This window comes from Kolteria novifilia, assembly GCA_007748055.1.
Taxonomy (GTDB): domain Bacteria; phylum Planctomycetota; class Planctomycetia; order Kolteriales; family Kolteriaceae; genus Kolteria; species Kolteria novifilia.
The window spans coordinates 3,392,464-3,404,108 of the sequence record CP036279.1 but is presented as its reverse complement, the minus strand read 5'-3'; the positions used below and the strand labels follow the sequence as shown (position 1 = coordinate 3,404,108).

The window sequence follows — 11,645 nt, the reverse complement described above, 5'->3', positions numbered from 1 at the left end:
TCGACGAATGGGCTGGCATGTGCCAAGGGGGCGACCGACTTTCGCAACGTCGGTGTGGTGGGTTCGATTCCCTCCCGGTCCACTCATTGAGCAGACAGGTGAAACAACTGCGCGAAGGGAGAACCGATGGCGGACCAGATCGGTTGATCCAACGGTCTGGAAGCGTTCATGTCCCCCGCTTGCCCCGGGCTTGGCTTCACCGAGCGCCGGTCGGGCCCGGGCAAGCGGCGTGGGACTCCTCCGTTGCTGAAATTTTAGGAATGCATGTTCCGGCGTCGCTGGGAGTGATGGAATGTCGCTCCCATGTCACCAGCGGCGTGCCCGGCCTCAGGCGACTGATTGGCTTGGCCCGTTCCGCGAATGGTTTCGAAGGCGAGTGACGCTCATGCCGCCTTGATGGTTGGCTCAACTGGTAAGCGCGTCAGGCCCATGGCCTGATGGTTGCGGGTTCGAGTCCCGTACCACATGGGCACAGGCTCCTAACCTGTGTGGGTGCGCATGCACCCGTCTCCAAGAGCCCGACGGCAGCGAACAAGCACGTGATCGGCCGCGAGCGGCCCCCAGCAACGCGACGGCTTCGGCCCGAACCGAGCGAAGGGTCCGCGAACCGGCAGCGTGGACGAGCGCCCTGCGGTCCGTCGATACCGCCGCCGGACGCGCGACACTCGATGGTCGAGAAACTCGGTGGTCGCGCCGGGGGCACGCCCCTGACGCCTCGCCGCGGGAACCGGTCGGATGGTGGCGCGCTTCTCGCGGCTCAAGCGGCCCCCGCGACTTTGCCACGTGATCGCGTGACTCGTCTCGCTGCCCGAGGGCGTCTCTTGGCCGCGTTGGGAAACATGGAACGAGAGATCGCCACGGCGAGCAACTGTGGCACCGAGTCCTGATATCCCCCAAGTGAAAGGAGGGTGACCGATGGTACTGTTCAAGCGAGTGTTGATTCGAAAGGACGAGGTCGGCCTCTCCTTCCGCGATGGTGAGTTCCAGGGTCTGTTGACCGCCGGCCGCCACTGGGTGCCCGGTCCCACTTGGAAGATTCGCGTCGAGGTCGTCTCGCGGCGAGCCCCGTGGCTGCGTCACGAGCAACTCGATCTGATCGTCAAGAGCGGAGCGCTCGAGGGCCAGGCCGATGTCGTCGACCTGAAGGACAACGAGCGCGGTCTGGTATGGATCGATGGCCGCTTCAGCCATGTCCTGCCGCCGGGCCTCTACGCCTACTGGAAGGGTTTCAAGGAAGTACGCGTCGAGGTGGTCGATGCCCGCAAGCCGCGCTTCGAGCACGACGATTTCAGGGTCATCGTCCGCAGTCCCTACTCCGGACAGGTCCTTGAGGTCCGCACCGTCAACCGCTACGCGGCGGGCGTGTCGTTCCTCGACGGCAAGTACGTCGAAACCTTGCCACCGGGCACCTACGCCTTCTGGAAGGGAGTCGCCGACTCGAAGGTGATCGAGGTCGACCTGCGCGACCAGACGCTTGACGTCACCGGTCAGGAGATCATGACCGCCGACAAGGTGACGCTACGGATGAACGCCGTGGTCGTCTACCGGGTGATCGATGCTCGTCAAGGGGTGACCGTCAGCGACGGCGCCCGTCAGTCGCTCTACCGCGACGCCCAGCTCGTGCTCCGGGCAATCGTCGCGACACGCGATCTCGACGCGTTCCTGACCGACAAGGACGCGGTCACCGGCGAGTTCGCCGAGTCGGTGGCCAAGCGAGCGAGAGAACTCGGTCTGGAGATCGTCTCGGTCGGTATCCGCGACGTGATCCTTCCGGGCGACATGAAGCACCTGCTCAATCGAGTGACCGAGGCGAAGAAGGCGGCCGAGGCGAACCTGATCGCCCGCCGCGAGGAGACCGCCGCGATGCGTTCGCAGGCCAACACCGCTCGGCTCCTCGTCGACAACCCGACCCTCATGCGGCTGCGCGAGCTGGAAGTGCTCGAGAAGGTCGCCAGCAGCGGCAACCTCAACGTCGTCCTTGGCGACAAGGGACTTGCCGACCGAGTGGTCAATATGCTGTAATCGCGAGACGGAGAGCCGGGAGCAATCCCGGCTTTCCGGACGCGTTACTCCAAAATGGCGAAACTTCCCCTCCGTCGCGAAGCCCTACCGACGACATGACGCCAAGTGCTGCCAGACGCTGTCTAACTCCACCAGTCATCGTTCGCACTTCCGCCAACCCCCTGAGCGATGAAACCCGACGTTCTCGAGCAAGGCGAACTGGGACCTCAAAGGTTTGAAGGAACAGGGTCATCGAACTCGAAATTCGCGAATGACGTTTCTTTCTCTTCGGGAGTGAGAAGCAGCAAGGTACTGATATCGGAAACATCGTCATCAGTGACCGATTTTAAGTACTCCCAAACGATATTGCTGCGTTCGACTTTCGTCATGCCTGCGAATCCCGAGTCGACAATCCTGACCCGGATAGAGAATGGATTCTGACGGTAGATGTCGACGGCGGCGTCCTTGTGCTTCTTTTCGTAATCCTTTAGCGCTTCAACGATTCTCTCGATCACTTCGTCGGATTGTCCCCTTGGAATGTTGATGGACATGTCAAAGCCTCCCTCTTGCCCAATCAATGATCTTTCCTGCCGCCGATAGGAAGCCGTCGGCGTCGTTATCTCTCACGTTGCTAGGAACATATCTCAAGTCGGTCGACCAGTAGTTGATGAGAGTGAATGCTTCCGTAACCTCTCGCGGAAACTTCGCCCCTCCATTCTGACGATATTGAGTTCGCAGCCAATCATAGTCATGCGCTCTTCCTCCCCGAAAAGAGCCAAAAACGTCTTTCTGACTTGCGCGTGGCGTTTCTTTCAGGATCAGCGATTTTAGGATGCATTCTACTCCGTAACCCGCAAGGTAAACAGCCCCGGTCGTATGGGCTGCCTTCAGCAAGATCTGAGCATCCTCATAGCGATGAAAGGCGCAACGATAGAAGAGTCTCGCATCCACGGAGTTTGGTGTTGCCATGAGACAGATCTCACCGCCATATATTGCGGAACCAGTTTCGGCGAAGCACTCCGGCGCGGGAGGACGACCCCGGACTACGACAAGTTCATGCAAACGATCATCATGCCTTCGTTTCATGAATTGTTCGTGGAGTCCGATCCAGTCGTACCCATCGCGACATACTCCATTCAGTGTGCCTCAAGGAATCGAAACGGTGCTAGGGCAAAGCGTCCACACCTCATCCATCGCAATTCCACTCAGTCCCAATCAGTGAATGGTCTTTATACGCATCTCCTCGTCCGCCAATCGGTCATCGACCTTCTTCACATCCCAGATTTGGGTTCCATCGAGAGCTTACCCGTCAGTAGTATCGGATGGAGATTCACGAAGTAGTGACCTACCATCACCCCAACCTATTTGGTGACATACTCGCCACGGATCTTGGTTCCCCGTTGGTTGCGTCCCAGGTAGGTCAACCCATCGTCGGCAACCTTGCAGCGATCCTTCCAAGCTCCCCCTGGAGCCTTGGGGTCCTTCCAAACGAGGAGTAAATTACCACGCTGAAAGGTCCATTGATTGGCGGCGTCTGGTTCGCTGATCTTGCCGTTGGAGTAGAAGAGTTTCCGCCGCCCGCCCCTGCCCGCGTTGTGTCGCCAAACCGCGACGACCTGCGGCTTTATGGTCCCTTCGAGCTCCGCCAGCAAGATGTCCGCCTGATTGGTATCCCCCGACTGCGTGGCTTGCTTGATGGCGGTGTCGTACACCCGCCGGAGTCGATCCTGGGCCTTGGACATCGTCCGACGATACTGATCGAGGTAGGGACGCATCGGCAGCGACCACGGGATGAGGCCCTCGGACTTGAAACGAAGCTTCTCGTCGTCGATCAACTTGCTCAATCGGTACTGCTCGCTTTCCCCTAGCCGTTGAGTTTGTGATGGCAGTTTGCGAAGCACGACATCAAATCCCGTGAGCATCTCCTCACGCGCCGAGCCGACGAGACGACGGTACGCATCAAGTGCCTCTTTCGTCGCCGAGGGAGGATCGTCCGCGACCGCGGCGGCGACCGACCACGCCGACAAGAGAACAATAACCAGGTGATGAACGTTGCTGGAGTGAACCATCGCTAAACATCCCCTTCTCGACCACGGAAGCCGGCGCGATGATCGCGTCACCGCACGTATCGGCCCAAGTCAGTCCGCGCGGTGATACCCCCAACCCGCCGCAGGAAGACCTCTCTCTTTCGTTCAAGCCGAGTGTACCGTCTGGTTCCTGCCCTCACCACGTTGGCTGGTCGTTTCCGGATTATCTCGCGGTCGAAACGCCCCCTGCGGGATACTGGAGAGAGACTCCTCCTCACCGTCCCCTTCGACGGGTTCCTCCCTTGCGTCCCTCTGGCCGTGCGTTATACTTGGGGAGCCTCTGGACCCGCCAACTTCGCGCTGCGTGCGCCCCACCTAACGAGATACCCCATGGCGTTGCCGCCCTCGCATCGTGTCCTACTCGCTGCCTTGTGCGTGCTTTCTCTCGCGCGATTAGTCGCCGCGGCCGCTCCTGAAGGACGAATCGAGTTCTTCGAACGGAAGATCCGCCCGGTCCTGCTCCAATACTGCGCCGAGTGCCACTCCGCCAAGGAGGGTGAAACCAACGGCGGCCTCTCGATCGACACTCGCTCGGGCATGCGCACCGGGGGCGATTCCGGGCCTGCCGTCGTTCCCAAGGACAAAGAGGCGAGCCTGATCCTCGCGGCGATTCGTCACGAAACCTTCGAGATGCCGCCCGATCAGAAACTTCCCGAGAAGGTGATCGCCGACTTTGAACGTTGGATCGAGATGGGCGCCGACGATCCCCGCGACGGCAAGGCCCCTCCGCCCAAACCCAAGACGATCGACTTCGCCAAAGCGCGCGAGTTCTGGTCGTTCCAACCTCCCACGCGTCACGTGCCGTCCGCCACCAAACGAAACGACTGGATCAGGCGACCGCTCGACGGCTTCGTCCTCGCGCGACTGGAGAACGAGGGCCTCACGCCCGCGGCCGAGGCCGACCGGCGCACGCTCATTCGCCGACTCAGCTTCGACTTGACCGGCCTGCCCCCGACCCCGGAAGAGGTCATCGCCTTCGTCGACGACGAGGCTTCCGACGCCTACGAACGGCTCGTCGACCGACTACTCGCGTCGCCGCACTATGGGGAGCGTTGGGCTCGCGTCTGGATGGACGTCGCCCGCTACGCCGAGGATCAAGCTCACATCGTCGGCAACAACAAGTCACTCTTCTACCCCAACGCGTACCTCTATCGCGACTGGCTCATCGCCGCCCTCAACCAGGACATGCCCTACGATCGCTTCCTCCGCCTTCAGTTGGCGTCCGATACCTTCGAGCCGGAGAGCCAGGAGCATGTCGCGGCGCTCGGTTTCCTCGGACTCGGTCCGAAGTACTACGGTCGCGGCAATCCCGCGGTCAGGGCCGAGGAATGGGAGGATCGCGTCGATGTTGTCTCGCGTGGCTTGCTGGGGCTGACGGTCGCGTGTGCTCGCTGTCACGACCACAAGTACGACCCGATCGCGACCGAGGACTACTACGCGTTAGCCGGCGTCTTCGCCAGCACCGCGATGTATAACCGCCCGCTCGACGACAACCACAAGAAGAAGAAAGACGGCAACGCGGAGAACCCGGAGGAGTCGATTCACGTCGTTCGCGACCGAACGCCGGTCGACCTAAACGTCTTCATTCGCGGCGACATCAAGAACAAGGGGCCGGTCGTCGAACGCTCCTTCTTGCAAGTGCTCTCTCCCTCGCCCCGGCCACTCACCAACGGCAGCGGCCGAGCCCAACTCGCCGACGCGATCGTCGAACGCGACAACCCGCTGACCGCGCGGGTCATCGTCAATCGCGTCTGGGCCCGGCACTTCGGCCAACCCCTTGTCGGCACGCCGAGCAACTTCGGCATGCTCGGTTCGCGGCCAACACACCCCGATCTACTCGACGACCTGGCGGTTCGATTCATGGACCACGGCTGGTCGCTCAAGTGGCTCCACCGCGAAATCGCCCTCTCGGCGACCTATCGCCAGAGCAGCCAGGGCGCCCCCGAGACCCTGAAAGCCGACCCCGGCAACAAGCTCCTGGGCCACATGAACCGGCGCCGGCTCGACGTCGAACAGTGGCGTGATTCCCTCTTGAGCGTCACCGGGCTCCTCAACGAAGACCTCGGCGGAACGTCGATCGAACCGGACGACCTCGCGACGCCACGGCGAACGGTTTATAGCCGCATCAGCCGCTTTCAACTCCACCCGCTGCTGGCCAAGTTCGACTTTCCCGATCCCAACGCCCACAGCGCGCTGCGCCCCCACACCACCACGCCGCTGCAGAAGCTCTTCGCGATCAACAGTCCCTTCATGGTGGAACTCGGCGATGCGCTGCTCGCCCGGCTCGATGCCGAAGTCGGTTCCAGTGACTCGGCGCGGATCGAGCGTTGCTACCAGCTCCTCCTCGGCCGCTCACCGTCGTCGGCCGAACGAACGCTTGCCGAGGCCTTCCTCGGGCCGGACGTTTCCGCTCGGCCCCAGCGGTGGCGCAACTTGGCCCAGGCCCTGCTCGCCACCAACGAGATGATCATCCTCGACTAAAGGTCGTCACAATGGATATCCCGCAATCGCCCCGCACTCGCCGTGAGTTCCTCCACCAAGCCGGCGCCGGTTTCGGTATGCTCGGTCTGGCGGGAACGCTCCAGGCCGCGGGTCTGCTGGGGAACCAGACTCCCGCGAACCTCGCGAGCATCCCCCACTTTCCGCCGAAAGCCAAGCGGGTCATCTTCCTCTTCATGAACGGGGCTCCCTCGCACGTCGACACGTTCGACCCCAAGCCGGCGCTGCGGAAGTACGCCGGCCAAAAGCCTTCCAAGGACGACAAGGGCCGCAAGCCGCGTGGTGCCGGCTTCATGCCCTCCCCCTTCAAGTTCAAGGCGCACGGGCAAGGCGGCGTCGTCATGAGCGAGCTTTTCCCAAACCTCGCCAAGTGCGCCGATGATCTCTGCGTCCTCCGCTCGATGCATACCGACGTGCCCAACCACGAGCCGGGCCTCTTGATGATGAATTCGGGCAACCAGCAGCCCATTCGCCCGAGCCTCGGGTCGTGGCTCTCCTACGGTCTCGGCAACGAGAACAAAAACCTGCCGTCGTTCGTCGTCCTCTGTCCCGGCCGGCCGGTGGTGGGCCCGCAACTTTGGTCGAGCGCCTTCCTGCCCGGCGAGCACCAGGGCATGTCGCTCGACACCAACGAGTTGGCGGTCGACCGACTCGTCGCCAACATCCGTCATCCCCGGCTCACGCGTGCCCAGTTGGGCGATCAGGTCGAGCTAATCAACTCGCTCAACCGACTGCACGCCGCCCAGCGCCCCCAGGACGCCGCCCTCGACGCGCAGATCCGGGCGATGGAGCTCGCCTTCGCGATGCAAAGCGAGGCGACCGAGGCCTTCGACGTCCACCGCGAGCCCGAGCCGATTCGCGAGATGTACGGCAAGAGCCCCTTCGGGCAAAGCTGCCTGATGGCTCGTCGCCTGGCCGAGCGTGGGGTCCGCTTCATTCAGGTCTACTACGTCACCAAGAAAGGCAAGCAGCCCTGGGACACGCACAGCAACAACAACAAGTCCCACGAGCGACTCTGCGCCGACAGCGACCAAGCGACCGCGGCGCTGCTGACCGATCTAAAGACGCGCGGCCTACTCGAGGACACGCTTGTCGTCTGGGGCGGCGAGTTCGGTCGAACGCCGTACGCTCAACTCGACAAGAAGAAGGACATGACCAAGGCGGGACGCGATCACCATCACACCGGTTTTTCGATGTTCCTCGCCGGCGGCGGCGTTAAGGGAGGCTATACCCACGGCGCGACCGACGAACTCGGCATGAACGCGATCGACAAACGCGTCCACGTCCACGACTTGCATGCGACGCTCCTCCACCTGCTGGGCATCGACCACGAACGGCTGACCTATCGCTACTCCGGTCGCGACTTCCGCCTCACCGATGTGCACGGCCACGTCGCTCACGACATCATCGCGTAAGCCACCTGCGCAACCCCTTCCCTCGACGTTGCCACTGGCCTTGAGCCCTTTCTTGTGGCCTCGCACGATCGTTTGTGCAACCATCGTGGCGACAACGATCGGACCTCTTCGAAAGGGAATCATGACTTCGCGACGCCGCACTAGCATCTTGCTCGCCTGCCTCGTCATGGGATTGTTCGGAATGCTGCGTTCCGTCTCGGCCGACGAACGCCCGAACATCATCTTCATCATGGATGACGACATGGGGTGGGCCGACGCCGGCTGCTATGGCTCCAAGGAGATCAAGACGCCGAACATCGATGCCCTCGCCGCCCACGGAATGCGCTTCACCGACGCCTACTCCGGATGCACCGTCTGCGCCCCGGCCCGCTCGACCCTGATGACCGGCTACCACATGGGCCATACCTCGGTGCGTGGCAATTCCGGCGGTATTCCCCTACGCGACGACGACATCACCGTCGCGGAAGTCCTCAAACGAGCCGGCTACGTCACCGGCGGCTTCGGCAAGTGGGGACTCGGCGAGATCGACACCGAGGGCGCCGCCGAGAAACAGGGCTTCGACGAGTTCTTCGGCTACTACCACCAGATCCACGCCCACAACTTCTTCCCGAGCTACCTCATCAAGAATGGCAAGCACTTCCCGCTACCCAACAACGCCGACCTCAACGACGTCAAGCCGAAGGGCCCCACGGTGTCGCCCGAGCGTCAGTTCTCCGCCCACCTCATCTTCGACGAGATGAAACAGTTCATCCGCGCGAACAAGGACCAGCACTTCTTCTGCTACGCCCCGTGGACGCCGCCACACGCCGACTACCACATCCCCGAGGATGAGCCGGCGTGGCAACTCTACAAGGACAAGCCGTGGCCCAACCCCGCCAAGGTCCACGCCGCCTTCATCAGCATGGCCGACCGCCAACTCGGCGAGACGGTCACTCTGCTCAAGGAACTCGGCATCGACAAGAAAACGATCGTCTTCTTCTGTTCGGACAACGGAGCCTCCCACCGCTTCGACGGCATCCTCGACTCCAGTGGCGCGCTGACCGGCTTCAAGCGTTCGATGAACGAAGGGGGCATTCGGGTTCCCTTCATCGCAAGCTGGCCCGGCAAGATCGCTCCCGGCTCGGTGAGCCATCTGCCGATCTACTTTCCCGACTTTCTCCCCACGGCCGCTCAACTCGCCGATGCCACCGAGTATCTTCCCAAGGACATCGACGGCATCTCGATCGTTCCCACCCTGCTCGGCAAGCCCCAGGATCAGACCGAGCGGGAATGCCTCTACTGGGAGTGGGATCGCGGCGGCCAAGCGGTGCGCCGCGGCAAGTGGAAGCTCTTGCGGCATAAACCCAACAAGCCCTGGGAGCTCTATAATCTTGACGACGATCTTTCGGAAAAGAACGATCTGTCGAAGAAACACCCCGAGGTACTCAAACGCCTGGTCGCGGTCGCCAACGCCAGCCACGTCGACGCCCGCCCGCAGATCGAACCGAAGAAACCCGAGGGCAAGCGATACCGCTAGTGACCTGATGGGCAAGTCCGTGGCACAACGTCCCGTTCAGCTTTCGTATGGGAGCTTGCCGAATCACATGCTGTTCCCACATGCCCACGGCGCGCGTGGGCATAGCACCCACGAGTCTTGTGGCCAGTGAGTTGACCAATCCGAACGCGAGCGACCAGTTGATCGACTCGCCGCCGGCGACCCCTACTTCTTCACGCAAGCTGTTTCCCATCCAGAAGGATTTCCGTCGATGCCCTCTGATGTCGCCCCCAACCTGTCGCGCCGTGATGCCCTCCTGCTCGGAGGCTCGCTGATCGCGGGGCTCGCCACGAGCCCCCCATCGACCTTCGCGGCCGACGCGTCGAAGCCTGGCGACGCGCGAAAGCCGACCTTCACCTACTGCCTCAACACCAGCACCATCCGCGGCCAAAAGCTAGGCATCGAGAAGGAGATCGACATCGCCGCGCAAGCCGGCTACGACGGGATCGAGCCCTGGCTGCGCACCATCACCGAGTACACGAACAACGGCGGCTCGCTCAAGGAACTTCGCAAGCGGCTCGACGATCATGGCTTGAAGGTCGAGAGCGCGATCGGCTTCGCCAACTGGATCGTCGACAACGAGGCTCAGCGCGAGGCGGGCTTTCGCGAAGCGACCCACGACATGGAAGTGATCGCCGAGCTGGGAGGCACCCGCATCGCCGCACCGCCGGCCGGCGTGCCGCGTGGTCAGTCGGTCGACCTCGACCGAGCGGCGGAGCGGTATCACCAACTTCTCGAGCTAGGCGAGCCGCTCGGCGTCACGCCTCAAGTCGAGATGTGGGGCGGCAACGCCACGATCGGCACCCTCTCGCAAGCGATCTACGTCGCGATCCGCAGCCGACATCCCAAAGCCTGTTTCCTGGGTGACGTCTACCACACGTACAAGGGGGGCTCGGAATTCGCCAGTCTCCGACTGCTCGGCCCCGAGTCGCTCCAAGTCTTCCACATGAACGACTACCCCGCCGTCCCCCCCCGCGCCACGATCAAGGACAAGGACCGCATCTATCCCGGGGACGGCATCGCCCCGATGGACGAGATCCTTCAGGGCTTCCTCGCGGTCGGCGCCACGCCCGTCCTCTCGCTCGAACTCTTCAATCCCGACTACTGGAAACAAGACGCTCTCTACGTCGCCCAAACCGGACTTCAGAAGATGAAAGCATGCGTGGCGTCAGCGACGGGTTGATATCGAAGGCAAGGGATTGCAATGTCCAACGTCGCGAGCACTCACGCTGGATCACGATTGTTGTCGTTGAGGAAATAGAGATGGTGGGTCAAGACCCACCCTACTCATTCGCGACGAGGAACATCCCGCGATACAAAGCCGGATTTCGTCGCCAGCATCGCTTATACTCGACATCTCTTGAGCACACACGTCGGGTTCAGTGATCTGGTCGCTTCTTCCGGCCAAGCGTCGGAGTCCATCTCGGAGGTACATCATGCGGTCTTTATTCGTGGCGCTGGGGTTGATGGTGGCTCTCGGTACGCAAGCGTTCGCGGAAGAGTCGGACGAACAGGCTTTTCAAGGCACCTGGCGTCTGGTTGGGGGCGAAATGGACGGCAAGCCGCTGGACGAAGAGCAGCTCAAAGGTGGCAAGCTCGTCATCAAGGGCAATCATTACACGGCCACACTTGCCGACATGGGAACCGTTACCGGGACGCAGAAACTCGATCCGACCACGAAACCAAAGTCGATCGACATCACTCACTCCAGTGGTCGGGACAAGGGTAAGACGTTTTTGGGGATCTACGAAAGCAACGGCGATCAAACGCGCGTCGCCTTCTCCGCTCTCGGAAAGCCCCGCCCCAAGACGTTCAGCACCAAATCCGGCACCGGCAGTTGGGTCCACGTCTGGGAACGCGTGAAGAAATAGACCGCGGGAAGGGTCGAGCCAGATAGGGTGGATCGATCTCTCGTTGGGAGCCTCTCCTTACCTCTTCTTGGGGAGAGGTCGGCGAGCAAAGCGAGACCGGTGAGGGAGATTCCGCCTCGGAAAGTGATGGGGGCATTCGCAAATGCGAACCCCCTCACCCCTAACCCCTCTCCCACAGGGAGAGGGGAACAAGAGGCTCACTCTCCCACAGGGAGAGGGGGAACAAGAGGCTCACTCT

At 62.0% G+C, this 11,645-nt stretch carries 9 protein-coding genes and 1 tRNA gene; 7 read left to right on the top strand and 3 right to left on the bottom strand.

Annotated elements, in window-relative coordinates; all coding sequences use genetic code 11:
• Positions 1-394: 394 nt before the first annotated feature.
• Together Pan216_RS12410 and Pan216_RS12405 are read left to right on the top strand one after the other, a co-directional pair.
• Positions 395-467: transfer RNA gene (locus tag Pan216_RS12410), tRNA-Ile, on the top strand.
• Between the two features lie 448 nt (positions 468-915).
• The gene (locus tag Pan216_RS12405) at positions 916-2,022 is read left to right on the top strand and encodes a slipin family protein (protein ID WP_145258298.1); all 1,107 of its coding nucleotides are present in this window, start codon (positions 916-918) and stop codon (positions 2,020-2,022) included.
• Positions 2,023-2,228: 206 nt separating this feature from the next.
• Here the strand turns inward: Pan216_RS12405 and Pan216_RS12400 are convergent, their stop codons facing one another.
• From Pan216_RS12400 to Pan216_RS12390, 3 genes are all read right to left on the bottom strand, one after another.
• Positions 2,229-2,552, bottom strand: a complete 324-nt coding sequence (locus tag Pan216_RS12400) for a BolA family protein (protein WP_145258297.1) — start codon at positions 2,550-2,552, stop codon at positions 2,229-2,231.
• A gap of 1 nt (position 2,553) precedes the next feature.
• The gene (locus tag Pan216_RS12395; protein ID WP_419193581.1) at positions 2,554-2,970 is read right to left on the bottom strand and encodes a HEPN domain-containing protein; all 417 of its coding nucleotides are present in this window, start codon (positions 2,968-2,970) and stop codon (positions 2,554-2,556) included.
• Positions 2,971-3,362: 392 nt separating this feature from the next.
• Positions 3,363-4,070 (bottom strand): hypothetical protein, encoded by a 708-nt coding sequence (locus Pan216_RS12390; protein WP_145258295.1) that lies wholly within the window; start codon positions 4,068-4,070, stop codon positions 3,363-3,365.
• Between the two features lie 348 nt (positions 4,071-4,418).
• Here Pan216_RS12390 and Pan216_RS12385 point away from each other — a divergent pair, with 348 nt between their 5' ends.
• From Pan216_RS12385 to Pan216_RS12365, 5 genes are all read left to right on the top strand, one after another.
• A complete protein-coding gene (locus tag Pan216_RS12385) occupies positions 4,419-6,569 on the top strand; it encodes a PSD1 and planctomycete cytochrome C domain-containing protein (RefSeq protein WP_145258294.1) in 2,151 nt (716 codons plus the stop codon).
• Between the two features lie 11 nt (positions 6,570-6,580).
• The gene (locus Pan216_RS12380) at positions 6,581-8,002 is read left to right on the top strand and encodes a DUF1501 domain-containing protein (RefSeq protein WP_145258293.1); all 1,422 of its coding nucleotides are present in this window, start codon (positions 6,581-6,583) and stop codon (positions 8,000-8,002) included.
• 181 nt (positions 8,003-8,183) lie between these two features.
• The gene (locus tag Pan216_RS12375; protein ID WP_419193580.1) at positions 8,184-9,518 is read left to right on the top strand and encodes an arylsulfatase; all 1,335 of its coding nucleotides are present in this window, start codon (positions 8,184-8,186) and stop codon (positions 9,516-9,518) included.
• 229 nt (positions 9,519-9,747) lie between these two features.
• On the top strand, positions 9,748-10,719 hold the full coding sequence (locus Pan216_RS12370) for a sugar phosphate isomerase/epimerase family protein (protein ID WP_145258291.1): 972 nt from the start codon (positions 9,748-9,750) through the stop codon (positions 10,717-10,719).
• A gap of 253 nt (positions 10,720-10,972) precedes the next feature.
• Complete coding sequence (locus tag Pan216_RS12365; protein WP_145258290.1) at positions 10,973-11,407, top strand: TIGR03067 domain-containing protein; 435 nt, start codon at positions 10,973-10,975, stop codon at positions 11,405-11,407.
• Positions 11,408-11,645 lie beyond the last annotated feature (238 nt).

Coding starts and splice junctions, on each gene's coding strand:
- Pan216_RS12405 (WP_145258298.1), top strand. CDS start 916: ATGGTACTGTTCAAGCGAGTGTTGATTCGAAAGGACGAGGTCGGCCTC.
- Pan216_RS12400 (WP_145258297.1), bottom strand. CDS start 2,552: ATGTCCATCAACATTCCAAGGGGACAATCCGACGAAGTGATCGAGAGA.
- Pan216_RS12395 (WP_419193581.1), bottom strand. CDS start 2,970: ATGGCAACACCAAACTCCGTGGATGCGAGACTCTTCTATCGTTGCGCC.
- Pan216_RS12390 (WP_145258295.1), bottom strand. CDS start 4,070: ATGGTTCACTCCAGCAACGTTCATCACCTGGTTATTGTTCTCTTGTCG.
- Pan216_RS12385 (WP_145258294.1), top strand. CDS start 4,419: ATGGCGTTGCCGCCCTCGCATCGTGTCCTACTCGCTGCCTTGTGCGTG.
- Pan216_RS12380 (WP_145258293.1), top strand. CDS start 6,581: ATGGATATCCCGCAATCGCCCCGCACTCGCCGTGAGTTCCTCCACCAA.
- Pan216_RS12375 (WP_419193580.1), top strand. CDS start 8,184: ATGCTGCGTTCCGTCTCGGCCGACGAACGCCCGAACATCATCTTCATC.
- Pan216_RS12370 (WP_145258291.1), top strand. CDS start 9,748: ATGCCCTCTGATGTCGCCCCCAACCTGTCGCGCCGTGATGCCCTCCTG.
- Pan216_RS12365 (WP_145258290.1), top strand. CDS start 10,973: ATGCGGTCTTTATTCGTGGCGCTGGGGTTGATGGTGGCTCTCGGTACG.